Here is a 16937-nt window from a genome sequence, read left to right as displayed (position 1 = left end):
ACCTCCGGGTGCAACGCCTCGCGGCGTTCGTTTCGGTACGTAGCCGAGCGTAGCCAGCACATTGCAGCCTGGTGACATGAATCACGTAGTTATCCCCCGGAGGAATCCCGGGGAGCCCGTCTACCGCGCCGACTTCGCCCTGGGCGAGCACTCCGCCCGGCATCTGCGCCGCGTCCTGCGGCTCTACCTCAAGGCCTGGGAGCTGCTCTTCCTCGCCGACGCGGCGGAGCTGGCGCTCACCGAGCTGATCGCCAACGTCGTACGGCATGTGCCCGACCGGCGCGGCCAGACCCTCATCTTCCGGCTGCCGCGCGGCGAGGGCGTCCGCGTCGAAGTCGCGGACAGCAGTCCCGCCGTGCCCCTCGCCATCGCGGGTGACCCGCTGGACGAGGGGGGCCGGGGGCTGATCCTGGTCGATGCCGTCACCGACGACTGGGGCATCGTCAAACAGTGGGACGGCAGCGGGAAGACCGTCTGGTTCGAGTGCCTGACGCCGCCGGAGAAGGGCGGCAGCCGGTTCAGGCCAGCTCGGCCAGCACCGCGTCCGTGAACGGCGTCCACGCCTCCGCCGCCCACGGGCCGAAGGCCCGGTCGGTCAGCGCGACGCAGGCCACGCCCGCCGCCGGGTCGATCCACAGGAACGTGCCCGACTGGCCGAAGTGCCCGAAGGTCGCCGGGGAGGACGTGTTCCCCGTCCAGTGCGGGGACTTGGCGTCGCGGATCTCGAAGCCGAGGCCCCAGTCGTTCGGGCTCTGGTGGCCGTAGCCCGGCAGGACGCCCTTGAGGCCCGGGTGGACCACGCTCTGGGCCTCCAGGACCGTACGCGGGTCGAGGAGGCGAGGGGCCTGCACCTCGGCGGCGAAGCGGACCAGGTCGGCCACCGTGGAGACGCCGTCGCGGGCGGGGGAGCCGTCCAGCGTGGTCGAGGTCATCTCCAGGGGTTCCAGCACCGCCTGGCGCAGGTACTCCGAGAACGGGATGCCGGACGCCTTGGCGATGTGGTCGCCGAGCACCTCGAAGCCCGCGTTGGAATACAGGCGGCGGTTGCCGGGAGGAGCGGTCACCCGGTGCTCGTCGAAGGCGAGGCCGCTGGTGTGGGCGAGGAGGTGGCGCACCGTGGAGCCCTCGGGCCCGGCCGGCTCGTCCAGCTCGACGGCCCCTTCCTCGTACGCCACCAGCGCCGCGTAGGCCGCGAGCGGCTTGGTGACCGAGGCGAGCGGGAAGCGGTGGTCGGCAGGACCGTGCGTGCCGAGGACCGTGCCGTCCGCCCGGACGACGGCAGCGGCCGCCGTCGTGACCGGCCAGGTGTCGATGATGCGCAGGCTCTCCATGCGTCCGAGCCTAACGGCCGCCGCCGGGAGCCCGCCCCGGGCCCCGGCGGCCCGGGGCGGAGGCCGGGGCAGGGCCCGGGGCGGGTCCCGGGAGTCAGGCGGCCAGCGGTGCCAGGCGGGTGCCCAGGGCCATGATCCGCATCGCCCGCTCCGTGGCGTCGGCCAGGAACTCCCCGCTCCGGCCGATCGCCTCCACCAGCGTCATCGGCGCGGGCAGGATCGCGCTGTACGCGTCCACGCCCACCGCCCGTACGTCCTGCGCGCCCGGCCCGATCGTCCCGGCCAGCACCAGGACCGGCACCCCGGAGGCGTGGGCCCGCCGGGCGACCTCCGCCGGGATCTTCCCGCGTACGGTCTGGTGGTCGAGCGCCCCCTCCGCCGTGATCACGAAGTCGGCGCGGGCCAGGCGCGCGTCGAGGTCGAGGCCGTCGAGCAGGACGTCGTAACGGGGCAGGAGGCGGGCCCCCACGGCCGCCAGCCCGGCCCCGAGGCCGCCGGACGCACCCGTGCCGGGGGCCGTGCGCAGGTCGATCGGGGCACCGGACGGCGGGGCGAAGGCCGGGGCGAGGTCCCGGGTGAGGACGGCGGCCAGCCGCTCCAGACCGGCGGAGAGCAGCTCCACCTCCGCCGGGGTCGCCCCCTTCTGCGGCCCGAACACCCGGGCCACCCCGCGCTTCCCGCACAGCACGTTGTACGGGTTGCAGGCCACGAGCAGGTCGGCGCCGGCCAGCCTCGGGTCGAGGCCGGACGGGTCGATGCGCTCCAGCTCGTGCAACGCCCCGCCGCCCCGCCGGAGTTCACGGCCGTGCCGGTCGGTCAGCCGGGCCCCGAGCGCCTGGAGGGCGCCCGCGCCCCCGTCCGACGTACCGGAGTCGCCGCAGCCGATGAGGACGCGCCGCGCGCCCGCGTCCAGGGCCGCCCGGATCAGCTCGCCGACGCCGTACGTGGTGGTCGCGCCCGGGTGACGCAGGGCGGGCGGCACCAGGGCGAGGCCGGCGACGGCCGCCATCTCGACCACGGCGGTGAGCGGTCCGGGCCCGCCCAGGAGCGCGAAGTGCGAGGCGACCGGCTCGCCCACCGGGCCCGTCGCGGTGCACGGGACCAGCCGGCCGCCGCTCGCCAGGGCCAGCGCCTCCGCCGTGCCCTCGCCGCCGTCGACCAGCGGGATGAGGTCGAGATCGGCGTCGGGGATCACCCGGCGTACGCCGACGGCGATGGCCTCGGCCACCCGGGCGGCCGAGAGGGACTCCTTGAACCCGCTGGGGGCGATGGCGATGCGGTGGGTGCGCAGAGTACGGAGGGTCATGGCTGGGACTCCAGAAGAACGGGCACGCCGAGCAGCGGCCAGACGGCGAGGGCGAAGGCGAGGACGAGGGCCGCAGTGAGCGGGGCGAGGAACGCGGACAGCCGCAGCAGGTCGCGCGGGATGTAGGTCGCGATGCCCGGCACGTCTGCGAAGAGGGCGACCGGCTTGGCCGAGGACGGCAGCGTGTGGCAGAAACCGGCGGCGGCCGTGGACGCCAGCGCCGCCGCGACCGGGTTGATCCCCGCCCCGACCGCCGCCGCGACCACCAGCGGGACCAGCACGGAGGACCGGGCGGAGCGTGACTGGAGCGCCAGATGGGCGGCCGTGCTGACGACGACCACTCCGGTCAGGAACATCCAGGGAGGCGTGGACGCCCCGAGCGGTATCCAGCCCACCAGCCACTCGGCCGCCCCCGAATCGGCCAGGGCGACGCCCATCGCCATGGTGGCGGCCATGAACAGCAGCAGCGGCCAGGGAACCGTCCGCAGACCGTCCTTGAAGCGGACCGTCCCGAGGGCGGGCGAGGTCGCCACGAGTGCGCCGATCAGCGCGACCACCGCCGGTGACACCCCGTGCAGGGGTTCGCTGCACCACAGCAGGACGACCGTTGCCAGCAGGAGCAGGCAGCGGGACTCCGCCGGGGTGAACGGCCCCTCGACGGCCGTCTCGGAGTGTTCCTGGATCTGCGCCGCCGTGATGGTGACCGGACCCTTGCGGTCCGCCCGCCGGGTCGTCGTCAACAGCACCAGCTCGGCGGCGAGATGGGAGGAGACGACCGCCAACGGCAGCCCGAGCACCAGCCATTGCACGAAGCTCAACTGCTCCCCGGTCTGCTCCCACAGCACCCCGACGGTGATCAGATGCGCGCCCGCCCCGATCAGGGTCGCGACGGCCGACAGCAGAATGACCGTGGGGAAGAGGAGAGCCAGCATCACCACCAGGCGGCCGCGTTCGCGCAGGGCGGCGGCCAGCGCCAGGAACACCGGGAGGGCGAGGGCGGCACGCCCCGACGTGGCCGGGACGGCGAACGCCGTGACGACCAGTCCGGCCGTGGTCAGGTGCACCAACTGGCGTACGGTCCTGGCCCCGCCGACCAGGAAGACGGCGGCCCGGCCGGCCAGGCCGGTCCGGGTCACGGCGGCCGCCAGGACGAAGGCGCAGATCAGCAGCCACACCGTTTCGTCGCCCAGGGTGGCGAACAGGACCTCGCTGCTGATCACCCCCGTCACCGTCAGCGCCAGGCCCGCGCCGAGCGCTATGTAGGCGTCGTCCACCGGAGTGGCGATCCAGGCGGCGGTTGCCAGGGCGAAGACGGCGAGGGAGAGCCGCCCGTCGGCGCTGAGGCCGGGGGCGGCACCGGGGACGGCGAGGAGAGCGCAGAGTCCGAGGACGGCGCAGAGGCCGACGGTCTGCCGGAGGGGGAGAGGCACGCTGTACAGCCTCTGAAGCCGGGGTGAGCCCCTGATGAGCGGCCCGTGAAGGACTTTTCATACGGCGGCGGAGCCGGGGATCGTCCGATGTCCCATCGTGATGGGCGGGTGCACAACCCCGGGTGGACGCCGGATGTCTGTAAGGCGCCGGAGCGATGGGCCTTCGGCGCATTGCCGTACGGAGAATCGGGGATCAGGTGGGGAAGCAGGTCTGGAGAGCTGTCGTGGCCGGAGGTGCGGCGGCGGTGTTCACGGCCGTGGCCGCGGTGCCGGCCGGGGCGGCCGAGGGCGGGGTCTCGTTCTCCCGTGTCCAGGTGAACGGCGGCAAGCCGATCGTGATCGGTACGTCGAAGGAGGTCATGGCGCCCGCCTCCTTCCGGATGGCGACCACGCACCAGTGGAGGTGGCCGGCGGTGTTCCTGTACCGCAGTGGTGGCGATGACCGGCTGTGGCACGCCATCGAGACGGGCGAATGCGTCAAGGTGAGCTCGGGCGTCTGCGACATCGGCGAGAGGATGTACTTCCAGCCGAGCGTGTACGACATGCTCAACAGCGAGGCCGGGGCCTGGAAGGTCGCGGCCGAGGTGCAATTCAAGGGCGGCGGCGGTGACATCGACGACAAGGGCATGACGGTGTACGTCCAGCGCAACTCCCGGCTGACCGTCAACGCCTCGCCCGAACCGGTGTCCAAGGGCAGGACCATCACCGTGACCGGGAAGGTCACGCGGGCCAACTGGGAGACCAGGAAGTACGGCTCCTACGGGGGCCGCACGGTGAGCCTGCAGTTCAAGCCTTCCGGCGCCGCCTCCTACACCACGGTGAAGAAGGTGCTGGCGAACGGCTCGGGGGCCCTCAAGACGACCGTGAAGGCATCCAGGACGGGCACGTGGCGCTGGGTGTACTACGGCAACACCACCACCGGGGCGTCGACGTCGTCCGGGGACAACGTCGTGGTGAAGTGATGCCCGCGCCGCCGGTGGGCCGGTCGGGCCCGAGCCGGCGGTAACGGCTGCGAAGGTCGAGGCGTCGGGTCCGCCGCGAGCGGGGCGGACCCGACGCCGACCACGGTCATCGAGGCCGCCCCGTCGCCCTACGGCAGCCGGTACCCCATGCCCCGTACCGTCTCCAGCCGCTCCGCACCCAGCTTCCGGCGCAGCGCACGGACGTACACGTCCACGATGTTGGACCCGGGGTCGAAGTCGTACCCCCACACATGGGACAGGATCTGCTCGCGCGACAGCACCTGGCCGGGGTGGCGCAGGAACATCTCCAGGAGCACGAACTCCCGTGCCGTCAGATCCACCGTCCGGTCCACCGCGCGGGCCCGGCGCGTCCGCAGGTCCAGGGTCAGGCTGCCGCTGCGCAACATGGTGACCTCGGGCGCGCGGGCGGCGGTGCGCCGGCGCAGCCGTACCCGGGCGAGCAGCTCCTCGAAGCGGAAGGGCTTCGTCATCCAGTCGTCGGCCCCGCCTTCGAGCCCGGCCACGGTGTCCCGGACGGAGTCGCGTGCGGTGAGCACGATGACCGGCAGGGTCACACGGGCCTCGCGCAGCTCCCGCAGGACGGTGAAGCCGTCCCGGCCCGGCAGCCCGATGTCGAGCAGCATCAGGTCGAACCCGCCGGTCAGCGCGTGGCCCAGCGCCAGGTCCCCGTCCTCGGCGACGACCGTGGTGAAGCCGTTGGCGCGCAGCCCCTTCTGGACGAACGAGGCGATGCGCTCCTCGTCCTCGGCGATCAGAATGCGGTTCATGAGTCCGTCTCCAGCGTGAGTACGAAGGTGGCTCCGCCGCCTTCGGTCCGGCGTAGTTCGACGCGGCCGTGGTGGCCCTCCGCGATGGCCCTGACGATGGCGAGACCGAGCCCCGCACCGCTGGTGCGGGTCCCGCGCCGGGACGTGCCCCGGCGGAACCGTTCGAAGATCACCTCGGCGTCCTCCGGCGGAATCCCGGGCCCGTGGTCGGCGACGTACAGCTCGACGCGGTCCCCCTCGGCCCGGGAGCCGATCCGGATGCACTGACCGGGCACGGTGTGCTGGACGGCGTTCTGGGCGAGCTGGACCATCGCCTGCGTCATCCGCTGCGGGTCCAGCCGCACTTCGAGGTCCGCGACGCCGTCGAGCCGCCACTCCCGCTCGCCGAGGGTCCGCACCTTCACGAAGACGTCGGCGGTGAGCTCGGCGAGCTGGACCGGTTCGGGGCGCACGAAGTCGGGGCGCTCCGCCCCGGCGAGCAGCAGCAGGTCCTCCACGATGCGGCTCATCCGGTCCAGCTCGTCCGTGACCAGCCGTACCGTCTCCTCCCGGTCCGCCGGGTCGTCGCCCATCAGCTCCAGGTGGCCCCGGACGATGGTGATCGGGGTGCGCAGCTCGTGCCCGGCGTCGTCGACGAAGACCCGCTGCGCGGCGAACGCCCGCTCCAGCCGGTCGAGCATCCCGTTGAACGTCTCGGCGAGGGCCGCGATGTCGTCCCGGCCCTCCACGGGGATACGCCGGGTGAGGTCCTGCTCGGTCAGCTCCGCCGCCGTCGCGCGGACGATCCGCACGGGCGCGAGGATGCGTCCGGCGACGGCCCAGCCGATCCCGGTCGTCATCAGCAGCGCCACGCCGGACAGCGCGAGCAGCGTCCAGAACGTCTTGTCGGCGACGGCCCGCTCCCGCTCCGGGTGGAAGGCGACGACGAACGCCGCGGGCCGCCCGCCCGCGGACGGTCCGATCCCGACCTTGGCCCAGCGCAGTTCGCCCTGCGGGCGCTGGAGGGTCCCGAAGGAGTCGTCGGAGGCGTGGATCCGGGTGAGCGCGGCGCTGTCCCGCCACAGGGCGACGTCCGGGGGCAGGTCGCGGCGCTGCCGGATGACGTCGGGCCGGTCGCCGGGCCGGCCGGTCAGGCCCAGCAACTCCTCGTCGGGGTCCGCGTACTGGCGTTGCAGATAGACGCGGAGCAGCCGGTCCGAGGTGCCGAACCGGCCGCCGGTGTCCGGATCCACTCCCTGCGGCACGAAGTTCGCGAACTCGCCGGTCTCCTGGGTGAGCAGCTGGCTGACGCGGTGGTCCACGTCCCGCTGGAGAATCGAACGCACGGTGATGGCGATCGCGCCCAGCGCGACCGCCATCACGACGAGCAACCACAGCAGGATCCGGACCCGGGCGGAAATCCTCGGAAGGCTAACCGTCATCACCGAAGTCGTCGTCATCGTCGTCGTCGGCCGCCGAGGGGCCCGGCACGACAGAGCTGTCCGGGGTACGGGGTGGAGTGGCGGTGCCGCTCGGCGTGGGAGCACCGCTCGGCGGCGGTGTGCCGCGCGGGCTCTCGTCCAGGTGGACGACGGGGGGCACCTTCGGTGCTTCCGAGGTGTCGGTCATGGCGTAGCTGGTGGCCGCTATGCCGAGGGGCACGGCGACGACGGCGGCCAGAGCTGCCAGACGAGGTGAGAAGGCCATGGGTCCACCCTGGCCGTCACGGCCGGTGAAGACATGAAGCGCAGATGAGCATTCCTTCATCTTGGTACGCGCCGCCCCGGGCGCTTCGTGCGGGGTCCGTTCGCGCGGGGTCCGTTCGCGCGGGGGCCGGAAGGGGGCCGGAGGGGGTCCGGAAGGAGTCGGGAAGAAGCAACGGCCGTTACCGCTTGCTTGGAGTGCACTCCAAGGATTTAGCGTGGAGGGCATGACGGTGATCGACGGAACCTCCCGGAGCACTCCCGCAGCGACCACACAGCCACGGCCCGCCACGGCGGTGGACGCCTGTGCCGCCCCACCGAAGCAGCACCCCCGCCCCGCGGGCCAGGACAGCTACACCATCAGCGAGGTCGTCGCCGTCACCGGACTCACCGCGCACACCCTGCGCTGGTACGAGCGCATCGGGCTGATGCCCCACGTCGACCGCTCGCACACCGGCCAGCGCCGCTTCAGCAACCGCGACCTCGACTGGCTGGCCTTCGTCGGCAAGCTGCGGCTGACCGGGATGCCGGTCGCCGACATGGTGCGGTACGCGGAGCTGCTCCGCGCGGGCGAGTCCACCTTCGAGGACCGGCAGGAACTGCTGGAGGCGACCCGCCGCGATGTGATCACGCGGATCGCGGAGCTCCATGACACCCTCGCCGTCCTCGACCACAAGATCGAGTTCTACGCGGGCGCCCGCAGGGCGCCGGAGAGGCACAGCGCCTGATGACCATCGACAGGATTCCCACCACGGAGCTCGGCGCCGGCGGACCGCGGACCGGCGTCCAGGGCCTCGGCTGCATGGGCATGAGCGAGTTCTACGGCGACACCGATGAGGCCGCGGCCCGCGACACCCTGGACGCCGCCCTGGAGGCGGGTGTCACGCTCTTCGACACCGCCGACGCCTACGGGCGCGGCGCCAACGAGGAGTTCCTCGCCCCGTTCGTCGGGGCCCACCGGGACGAGATCACGCTCGCCACCAAGTTCGCGCTGGTGCGCACCGAGAGCCCCGGGTACCGCGGCGTGAGCAACGACCCCGCGTACATCCGTACCTCCGTCGAAGCGAGCCTGCGCCGGCTGAACACCGACGTCATCGACCTCTACTACATGCACCGCCGCGACCCGGCCGTCCCGTTCGCCGAATCGGTCGGTGCGATGGCGGAGCTGGTCCAGCAGGGCAAGGTCAAGCAGCTCGGGCTGAGCGAGGTGACCGGCCCCGAACTGCGCGAGGCGCACGCCGTGCACCCGATCGCCGCCCTCCAGTCGGAGTGGTCCCTCTTCAGCCGGGACGTCGAGAAGAGCGCCGTCGGCGCGGCGGCCGAGCTGGGCGTCACCCTCGTGCCGTACTCGCCGCTCGGCCGGGGCTTCCTCACCGGGGCCTTCACCGACGCGGGCAAGGACCTCGCGGCGAACGACTTCCGCGCCCACCAGCCCCGGTTCAACGGCGACAACGCCCGGACGAACGCGGCCCTCCTGGAGCCCGTCCACGAAATCGCCGCGGCGCACGGGGCGAGCGCCGCGCAGGTCGCCCTCGCCTGGGTCCAGCAGCGCGCCCAGGTGCACGGGCTCACCGTGATCCCGATCCCCGGCACCCGCAAGCGCGGCCGTCTCCTGGAGAACGCGGCGGCGACCCGGCTGACCCTGACGGCGGACGAGCTGGCCGCGCTGGAGCCGATCGCGGGCCGGGTGGCGGGGGACCGCTACCCGGACATGAGCATGACGTCGGCGGCGCGGGAGTAGCCGGAAGGGGTACGAGGTCATCGCCCGGTCCTGACGTTCGTCACGATCGGGCGGCGCCCCGGAAGCGGCCTCACGCCAGCCCCAGCGCGAACACCGCGAACCCCGCCGCGAGCAGCCCCGCCAGAGCCCGGCGGGCGTTCGCGGCGCGGGTGCCCGCCTGCCACGGGGCCTCGAAGCGGCGCGCGTACCGGGCGATCAGCACCAGCAGTCCGGCGAACACCGGCAGCCAGGCGATCCGGGCGAGGATCCAGCCCACCGTGTCCGGCGCGGTCGTCAGCCCCGCCACCGCCGCCCCCGTCGCCCCGGCGAGCGAGGCCGGTACGGCGGCGGCCAGCATCGCGGTCTGGTGCCAGCACAGGATCGTCATCGCGGACAGGTTGATCACCACGACCGGCGCCCACAGCAACGGCTTGCGCAGCAGCCGCCCCAGCCGGTCGCGCAGCAGGATCGCCGCCCCGCTCTGCGCCGCCGCCAGCGCCACCACCAGCAGCGACGGCGGATGCGAGTTCGTCCGGGCCTCGCCCGGCACCCCGACCATCGACGCCGGGTAGTGGAAGGCCAGCAGCAGCGCGGCGAACAGCACCCCGCCGCCGATCAGCAGCAGCCGGGCCCCGCGCTTCCCGATCCGCCCCTCACCCCACGACACGCCGAGCTGATACGCGAAGAGCCAACCGGGCAGGATGTTGAGCGCGCTCAGCCAGGACGGCATGGCCTCCGCGAAGGGCCCGTAGCGCAGGAAGTCCACCACCGCGACCGACGCGAGCAGCGGCAGCGCCGCCCAGCCGCCGAACCTTCGCGCCAGCGTCACACAGACCGGGGTGAGGGCCGTGACCACGGTGTACACCCCGACGAACCAGAGCGGCTGGATCACCAGCGTCGACCCCGTACGCAGGGTGTCGCCGGGCACGCCCAGCGCGGACAGCGCCGCGAGCAGCACCGCCCACACGGCGCTCACCCCGAGCACCGGCCGGCCGAGACGGGTCAGCCGGCCGCCCAGCCAGGCGGCCGTCGTCGAGGTCCGGCGGCGGTAGGAGAGCACCGAGGCGTACCCGCCGACCAGGAAGAAGATGCCCAGCATCTGGAGCACCCAGCTGAACGGCGCGAGCCCCCCGAACGTCGAGAGCGGGCTCGCGTTGTGCAGGCCGTCTGCGTCCAGCCGGAACCCGCCGAGCATCCAGTGGCCGAGCGGCACGGCGAGCAGCGCCAGGGCCCGCAGACCGTCGATCGCGCGGTCGCGGTGGGCGGGGGTGGACGCGTCGATCCGGGCCGCGAGCTGTCGCGTGTTCTTGCGCAGGGCGTTCATCGGGCCGCACCTTCCGGGGCGTGGGAGCCGGCCGGGGCGTGCGGGGCTTGGGGGCCCGACGCGGCGGCCGGGGCTTGCGGGCCCGACGCGGCGGCCAGGGCTTCCGCGCCTGCCACCGCTTGCCCGGCTTCCGACGCTTCCCCGGCCGCTTCCGCGTCGCCGCGCGCGATGGCGGCGAAGGCCCTGAGCGAATCCGTCCCGGGGGCGAAGTAGCCGGCGTGGCCCCGGGCCTCGTCCGCCGGCACGCGGCGGGCGCCGAACGCCGGGTCGGCCGGGTCCGCCCCGTGGCCGAGGCCCGCGAAACGCACGTTCGGCACGTCGTCGATCCAGTCCGTGGGGTCCTTCGCCGCCCACACCCGGGCCTTTGTCCGCAGCCCCGCGACATCGTCCGCCCGCATCCCGGGGGAGCCGAGGACCACCAGGTCGGTGGCGGACAGCCGGGGGGCGGCAAGACCGCAGACCACCGAGCCGTAGCTGTGGCAGAACACGGCGGGCCGGGGCAGCCCGTCCGCCGTCAGGCCCTCCGCGAACCGGGTCAGCCGCCCGGCTCCCGCCTCCGCGAGCGTGCCGGTGGCCGCGTCGATGCCGACGCCCACCGGCGTGGTGTATCCGGCCCAGGCGATGACGGCGGTCCCCGGACCGGCCTCCGTGCGCAGGGTCCTGGCCATGCCGGCCGGGGCCCCGTGCGCGGCGACCTTCCGGTCGAAGTTCCCGGCGTCGTTGTCGGACCCGGGCACCACCACCGAGACCCGGTGCGCCGTGCGCAGGTCGCCGAAGACCTCGGCGACCTGGCCGCGGCCGCGCGGGTCGAACGCGAGGATCTGCCGGCCCGGGGCGGCGAGCGAGCGGTAGCGGGGGTCGTCCTCGGCGGCCAGCGCCAGGGCGTTGGCCCGGTAGCGCAGCTCGAGGGGGGCTCCGTCGAGATTGCCGACGACGGACGGATGGCGCAGGAGCAGGAGGTTCCGCTCGTCGGCCGCCAACCCCGCGAAGAACGCCGCGACGTCGGTGGGCGCGGCCCGCTCCGGGTCGGGCAGCTCCGTCCCCAGCGCCCGGTCCGCCCGCCACGAGGCGCTGCCCGGGGGCGGCCCGGTCAGCGCCTGCTGCGCATCCGTCGAAACCCAGCCCGCGGTGCCCGTCACCACGGTCGTGGCCAGTGCCACCGCGACCAGGGTCCTCGCGTATCGGCGCATCGTGCCCTCCCTCTCCGGAACCGCACCGACCGGTGCGACCGGGAGGAAGGTAGGAAGAGGACGGGTGAGGGGGCGTCACACCGGGGAGCCAACCGCGGGATGCTACTGGGGTAGGGGGTGGACGAGGAGCCCGCGAACGCCGGCCGCCAGGACGGCGAAGTGCCGTGCAGCGGGCGCTACTTGGGCGAGCAGTCTGTGGGGCGGGGGTGGGTTCCGGCGGCCGGTGCCGTGGGGCGGTGGCTCGCGCGCCCCGTGCCGTGGGGCGGTGGCTCGTGCGCCCGGTGTCGTACGGCGGTGACTTGCGCGCCTCGTGCCGTGGGGCGGTGGCTATGCGCCCGGTGTCGTACGGCGGTGGCTCGCGTGCCTCGTGCCGCGTGGGGCAGTGGCTCATGCGCCCCGTGCCGTACGACAGTGGCTCATGCACCCGGTGCCGTACGGCGGCGACTCGCGCGCCCCGTGCCGTGGGGCGGTAGCTGGCGCGCCCGCGTGCCGTACGGCGGTGGCTCACGCGTCCGATGCCGCACGGCGGCGGTAGCTGGCGCGCCCCCGGGCCGCACGGCGGCGGCCGCTCACGAGCCCATGTCCCACACGGCGAGCGCCTGGCTCACGCCCCCGCGCCCCCGGGCCGCACGGCGACGGCCGCTCACGCGCCCAAGTCCCACACGGCGAGCGCCTGGCTCACGCCCCCGCGTCTCCCGGCGTCACCAGCCCCGACTCGTACGCGAAGATCACCGCCTGCGCCCGGTCCCGCAGGTCCAGCTTGGCCAGTACCCGCCCGATGTGCGTCTTCACGGTCTGCTCCGCCAGCACCAGCCGCCCCGCGATCTCCTGGTTCGACAGCCCCCGGGCGATCAGCTCCAGCACCTCGCTCTCGCGCGGGGTGAGCCCGTTCAGGCGGAGCGCCTGGCCGCCGCGCGTCGCGCCCGACGGCCGTTGCGCCGCGAAGTCCGCGATCAGCCGCCGGGTCACCGAGGGCGCGAGCAGCGCGTCCCCGGCCGCCACCACCCGTACCGCGGCGATCAGATCGGCGGGCGGGGCGTCCTTGAGCAGGAAGCCGGACGCCCCGGCGCGCAGCGCCTCGTACACGTAGTCGTCGACGTCGAACGTGGTGAGCATCAGGACCTTCGGCCGGTGCACCACCCCCACCGGCGGGTTCAACAGCTCGCGGGCGGCGGCCAGTCCGTCCATCTCCGGCATCCGGACGTCCATCAGGACGACGTCGGGATGCTGGTTGCGGCTGACGTCGACGCCCTGGCGGCCGTCCGCCGCCTCGCCCACCACGTCGATGTCGCTCTGTGCCGCCAGCAGCGCCGCGAACCCGGCCCGCACCATGGCCTGGTCGTCGACGATGATCACGCGGATGGTCACAGGTCCTCCGAAGGGGGTGGGGCGGACGGCGACTTGGCCGGAGGCAGGGGCATCCGGGCGGCCACCCGGAACCCGCCGTCGGGCAGCGGCCCGGTGTCCAGCGTGCCGCCGGTCAACCGTACGCGCTCCCGCATGCCCACCAGCCCGTGCCCGGTCCCGGCGCTCTCCAGCGGCGAAGCGGGCTTCGGCGCGGGCCCGTTGACCACCAGCACGTTCAGATGGCCCGAGGAGGCCCGGACCGAGACCTGGGTGCGGGCCCCGGGTGCGTGCCGCACCACATTGGCCAGCGCCTCCTGCACGATCCGGTACGCCGACAGATCCACCGCCGACGGCACCTCGCCCAGATCCGCGGCGAGCGACAGCTCCGCCGGAAGCCCGGCCCGTACCGTCGCCTCCACCAACTGCTGGAGCCGGTCCAGGCCCGGCTGCGGCGCCCGGTCGCCCTCGGTGCCGTCGCTGCGCAGCACCGACAGCAGCCGCCGCATCTCACCGAGCGACTCCCGCGCGGCCGACGCGATGGCGGCGAACTCCTCCTGCGCGGGCTCCGGAAGACCGGGGATGCGGTACGGCGCGGAGTCGGCCTGCACGGTGATCACCGACATATGGTGCGCGACCACGTCGTGCAGCTCACGGGCGATGCGCGCCCGTTCCTCCAGCAGCGTGCGCTGCGCCCGCTCCGCCTCGCTGATCGTCTCCTGCTCGGCCAGCCGCCGGGTCGCCTCGCCCCGCTCCCGTACCGCGCCGCCGATCACCAGCACCACCGCGCCGAGGATCGGCAGCAGCAGGGCGCTGCCGGTGCTGCGGTCCGCCGGTGCGATCAGATGCAGCACCGCCCCGGTCGCGGCCGTCACCGCCCACACGGCGACGACGGTCCGCCGGGTCTCGCGCAGGCCTAGGGCCAGCAGCAGGAAGAGGTAGGCGATCAGCACCGGGGGCGGCCAGGGCCAGGTGTCGTGCTGCTCGGAGGGGTGCGCCAGCAGCACGAAAGCGCCCACGACGTCGGCCGGGAAGATGATCCACCACGCCTGGAGCGGCCGGTGGGCCAGCATCAGCAGGGGAGCAGCCTGGGCCACCCCGAGCGCCCCGGCCAGCGCGCCCGGCACGGCGTACTGCGAGGTCAGGACGTTGATGGTGACCGGGAGGAAGGTCGCGGTCAGGGCGAGCACCACGACGTACGGCAGCATCCGCTGCCACAGCTTCGGGGCTTGCGCCAGCAGCGGGGTGGGCGGATGGGACGCGTGGGACAGCCCGTGGGCGAGCTCGCGCAGATTGCGGCGGGCGGCGCTCAGCAGGCCGTCGGCGGGCGGCGGGGGCCCGGCGGGGGAAGTGGACATGGCCCGGTCAGCCTAGGCAGACCGGGGTGCCGGGGGCGTCATACCGGGGTCGCGACCCTCGGGCGGATCGCCTCATACCCCGGTACGGGGTCATGGCCGGGGCAGGGGGGTCACAGCTCCGCGAGCAGCTGGGCCTTCTTCGCGCTGTACTCGGCGTCCGTCACCAGGCCGGCCTGGTGCAGCTCGCCGAGGTGATGTATCCGCTCGGCGATGTCCGCCGGATCGCGCCGCCCTGCGTTCACCAGGACCGGCGCGGAGGCGGTGGGCGCGGGCTGGATCCGGCGTACGGATTCCAGCACGGCGGCGGCGAAGGGCAGCGACTCGTGCACCGGCCCGTAGCCCAGGCCGAACAGCACGGCCGCCGGATCCTGGTCCGCGGCACGGGTGACCGCGGGCTCGACGGGCGCCACGGCCCCCGCCCCGCCGTCCGCGCCCCCGGAGCCGCCGGGACCGTGCAGATCGCCCAGGCTGCCGCCGGTGCGGTGGTCGACCGGGGCCGCCGCGCGGGGCACCAGACGCAGATAGCCGTCCAGGGCCTCGGGCGAGCGCCACACGATTCCGGCCAGTTCACCGACCCGGAAGGTCTGGTCGCCGGCTTTCCACTTGGCGCTGGAGGCCCCGGTCCAGGACCACCGGAAGGAGATCCGTTCACCGTCGAAGCTGGCCCGGCCGTCGTACGCCTTGAAGTTCATCGGGGCCTCGGGAGCGGCCACCAGGAAGCGGTCGGCGGGCTCGTCGGAGGCCGGGTCCAGCAGGGCCCGCAGCTCGTCCGCGTAGTACTCGGCGAGCACCTCGCGCTCCGCCGGAAGCACCAGGCGATAGGGGTCGCACCCCTCCTTGAGCTGCCCGGAGGCAGCCTCCACCAGGGGGTCGGCACCCGGTCTCGGCACGGCACGCAGGACCACCGTGCTCCGCTTGCCCGGGGTCAGCGTCACCGACGACAGCGCCGCATACGGGATGCGGCGTTCCCGCAGGCTCTGGAAGAGCTTCGGTGTGCGGATGCCCCGTTCGAAACGGATGAGCACGGAGTCGGTGTCGAACTCCCAGGTGGCATGAATTCCGGCCAGCACATCACCCATGTGCCTCATCGTATGCGGCACAGTCCCGCACGTCCCCCCTCGGAGTAAGACCCACCGTCAGTCGGAGGGTCTCCCAGTCAATCCGTGCGACACGCCCCTCTACGCGCGTCAGCCGCCCCGCTCGCCGGAAATACCGCTGTGACATGCGCTGTCGGCACTCGCGCAGCTCACCGATCCGTACGCCCCGACGCCGATCGCGGCGAAGTTGTCCAGGCTCTCGGTGCCCGGTTCGAAGTAGCCGCTGTGCCCGGCCGCCCCGGCCGCCGAGACGATCCGCGAGCCGAAGGCCGGGTCGACCGGGTCGGCCCCGTGACCGATCCCGCCGAACTCCAGATGCGGTACTTCCCCGATCCAGTCGTCCCCGTCCCGCGTCGCCCAGATCCGGGCGTCGGTCTCCAACTGCCCGGCGTTGGCGGCCCGCATGCCGGGGCTGCCCGCGACCGCGATGTCGGCCACCCGGTCGGGGGCCCGGTGCGCCGCGACCCCGCACACCACGGAGCCGTAGCTGTGGCAGAACAGCGAGACCTTCGAGGCGCCGGGCAGTGCGCGGACCATCGCGTTCAGCCGGACCGCGCCGTCCGCCGCGAGCCCGCCCAGCGCCGCGTCCATGCCGAGACCGGCCGGGGCGGTGTAGTCGGCCCAGGCGATGACGGCCGTACGGGTGCCCGGGGAGGCCGTGCGCTCAGCCCCGTACAGGGACTTGGCCATGCCGACGGGGGCCGTGTGCACGCGCTCGCTGCGCTCCAGGGTCAGCAGATGGGTGTCGACGCCCGGGACGACGACGGAGACCCGGGCGGCCCGGTCGAGACTCCCGAACACCTCGGCCGCACGGCCCTTCCCGGATGGATCGAAGGCCAAGATCTGGCGCCGGCCCGCGAGCATCGACCGGAACCGGTCGAGACGTTTCCCCGCCTCGTCGCGGCCGTCCGGCGAGAGCTTCTCGTCGTGCGCCCGCGCCTTCTCCACGGCCACCGCCTGCCGGAGGGCCACCCGGTTGGCGTGGTAGCGCAGGGTGACCGGCGCGCCGTTCAGATTCCCCACCACCGATGGATACCTGCCCGCGAGCTCGACCTGCTGCCCCGAGGTCAGGGTGGCGAAGAAGTGGGCCAGCCGATAGGCGGGAGCATCGGCCTCCGGCAGTGAGCGGCCCGCTATCCGGTCCCGGGCCCAGGCCGCGAGTGCGAGCTCGCGTGGCCCGTCGGAGTGCTGATGGCTGACGGCGCTCCAGCCCGTCGTCGCCAGCATCACGAACACGACCGCTACGGCGAGCAGCGCGCGCCATGCGGTCAACGTGGGGGAGGTGTCGAAAGAAGTCACTGCGCAACACCCTAGGAGACGCGCGCCGACCACCGTGATTCGGGTGACGTACATCACCCGTCCGCGAAGGATTCACCCCGGATTCTTCACGCAGGGTCACCGGCGC

At 73.7% G+C, this 16937-nt stretch carries 16 protein-coding genes; 4 read left to right on the top strand and 12 right to left on the bottom strand.

The genetic code is table 11. The features are described 5' to 3' along the window. The first annotated feature begins 76 nt into the window (after positions 1-76). Positions 77-550 (top strand): ATP-binding protein, encoded by a 474-nt coding sequence (locus ACH4UK_RS03040; protein ID WP_398354329.1) that lies wholly within the window; start codon positions 77-79, stop codon positions 548-550. Here the strand turns inward: ACH4UK_RS03040 and ACH4UK_RS03035 are convergent. From ACH4UK_RS03035 to ACH4UK_RS03025, 3 genes are all read right to left on the bottom strand, one after another. Then, positions 519-1331, bottom strand: a complete 813-nt coding sequence (locus tag ACH4UK_RS03035; protein WP_398354328.1) for a serine hydrolase domain-containing protein — start codon at positions 1329-1331, stop codon at positions 519-521. The genes ACH4UK_RS03040 and ACH4UK_RS03035 overlap by 32 nt on opposite strands. Before the next feature lie 94 nt (positions 1332-1425). Then, positions 1426-2637, bottom strand: a complete 1212-nt coding sequence (locus ACH4UK_RS03030) for a glycerate kinase (protein ID WP_398354327.1) — start codon at positions 2635-2637, stop codon at positions 1426-1428. Then, positions 2634-4067: an SLC13 family permease gene (locus ACH4UK_RS03025; RefSeq protein WP_398354326.1), complete on the bottom strand. Its 1434-nt coding sequence runs from the start codon at positions 4065-4067 to the stop codon at positions 2634-2636. The genes ACH4UK_RS03030 and ACH4UK_RS03025 overlap by 4 nt, the downstream gene beginning before the upstream one ends. A 197-nt stretch (positions 4068-4264) precedes the next feature. On the opposite strand from ACH4UK_RS03025, the gene ACH4UK_RS03020 reads away from it, so the two are divergent. Then, on the top strand, positions 4265-5029 hold the full coding sequence (locus ACH4UK_RS03020; protein WP_398354325.1) for a hypothetical protein: 765 nt from the start codon (positions 4265-4267) through the stop codon (positions 5027-5029). Between the two features lie 128 nt (positions 5030-5157). Here ACH4UK_RS03020 and ACH4UK_RS03015 read toward each other — a convergent pair whose 3' ends face one another. Genes ACH4UK_RS03015 through ACH4UK_RS03005 form a run of 3 tightly spaced genes read right to left on the bottom strand, consistent with a single transcriptional unit; the run spans position 5158 to position 7503 of the window. Beyond that, positions 5158-5817 carry a response regulator transcription factor gene (locus ACH4UK_RS03015; RefSeq protein WP_398354324.1) on the bottom strand — a complete coding sequence of 220 codons (660 nt, stop codon included), beginning with the start codon at positions 5815-5817 and terminating at the stop codon, positions 5158-5160. Then, the gene (locus ACH4UK_RS03010) at positions 5814-7238 is read right to left on the bottom strand and encodes an ATP-binding protein (protein WP_398354323.1); all 1425 of its coding nucleotides are present in this window, start codon (positions 7236-7238) and stop codon (positions 5814-5816) included. The genes ACH4UK_RS03015 and ACH4UK_RS03010 overlap by 4 nt, the downstream gene beginning before the upstream one ends. Continuing rightward, the gene (locus ACH4UK_RS03005; RefSeq protein WP_398354322.1) at positions 7228-7503 is read right to left on the bottom strand and encodes a small hydrophilic protein; all 276 of its coding nucleotides are present in this window, start codon (positions 7501-7503) and stop codon (positions 7228-7230) included. The genes ACH4UK_RS03010 and ACH4UK_RS03005 overlap by 11 nt, the downstream gene beginning before the upstream one ends. A gap of 223 nt (positions 7504-7726) precedes the next feature. Here ACH4UK_RS03005 and ACH4UK_RS03000 point away from each other — a divergent pair, with 223 nt between their 5' ends. Both ACH4UK_RS03000 and ACH4UK_RS02995 read left to right on the top strand, forming a co-directional pair. Next, a complete protein-coding gene (locus tag ACH4UK_RS03000) occupies positions 7727-8227 on the top strand; it encodes a MerR family transcriptional regulator (protein WP_398354321.1) in 501 nt (166 codons plus the stop codon). Next, a complete protein-coding gene (locus ACH4UK_RS02995) occupies positions 8227-9240 on the top strand; it encodes an aldo/keto reductase (protein WP_398354320.1) in 1014 nt (337 codons plus the stop codon). The genes ACH4UK_RS03000 and ACH4UK_RS02995 overlap by 1 nt, the downstream gene beginning before the upstream one ends. Positions 9241-9310: 70 nt before the next feature. On the opposite strand, the gene ACH4UK_RS02990 is transcribed toward ACH4UK_RS02995, so the two are convergent. The 6 genes from ACH4UK_RS02990 to ACH4UK_RS02965 all read right to left on the bottom strand — a co-directional run bounded on the left by ACH4UK_RS02990 (position 9311) and on the right by ACH4UK_RS02965 (position 16831). After that, a complete protein-coding gene (locus ACH4UK_RS02990; RefSeq protein ID WP_398354319.1) occupies positions 9311-10543 on the bottom strand; it encodes an acyltransferase in 1233 nt (410 codons plus the stop codon). Next, on the bottom strand, positions 10540-11733 hold the full coding sequence (locus tag ACH4UK_RS02985; protein WP_398354318.1) for an alpha/beta hydrolase: 1194 nt from the start codon (positions 11731-11733) through the stop codon (positions 10540-10542). Before ACH4UK_RS02985 ends, ACH4UK_RS02990 begins: the two co-directional genes overlap by 4 nt. A 678-nt stretch (positions 11734-12411) precedes the next feature. Then, positions 12412-13101, bottom strand: a complete 690-nt coding sequence (locus ACH4UK_RS02980; protein ID WP_050361318.1) for a response regulator transcription factor — start codon at positions 13099-13101, stop codon at positions 12412-12414. Continuing rightward, on the bottom strand, positions 13098-14435 hold the full coding sequence (locus tag ACH4UK_RS02975; RefSeq protein ID WP_398354317.1) for a sensor histidine kinase: 1338 nt from the start codon (positions 14433-14435) through the stop codon (positions 13098-13100). Before ACH4UK_RS02975 ends, ACH4UK_RS02980 begins: the two co-directional genes overlap by 4 nt. 110 nt (positions 14436-14545) lie before the next feature. After that, positions 14546-15514 (bottom strand): DUF4429 domain-containing protein, encoded by a 969-nt coding sequence (locus tag ACH4UK_RS02970; RefSeq protein ID WP_398354316.1) that lies wholly within the window; start codon positions 15512-15514, stop codon positions 14546-14548. Positions 15515-15622: 108 nt separating this feature from the next. Beyond that, positions 15623-16831 (bottom strand): alpha/beta hydrolase, encoded by a 1209-nt coding sequence (locus ACH4UK_RS02965; protein WP_398354315.1) that lies wholly within the window; start codon positions 16829-16831, stop codon positions 15623-15625. Positions 16832-16937: the final 106 nt, after the last annotated feature.

This window comes from Streptomyces sp. NPDC020884, from assembly GCF_044333935.1.
In the GTDB taxonomy this organism is placed as follows: Bacteria; Actinomycetota; Actinomycetes; order Streptomycetales; family Streptomycetaceae; genus Streptomyces.
Note: the sequence above shows the minus strand (reverse complement) of the source record. Positions and strands in the feature narration are given on the sequence as shown.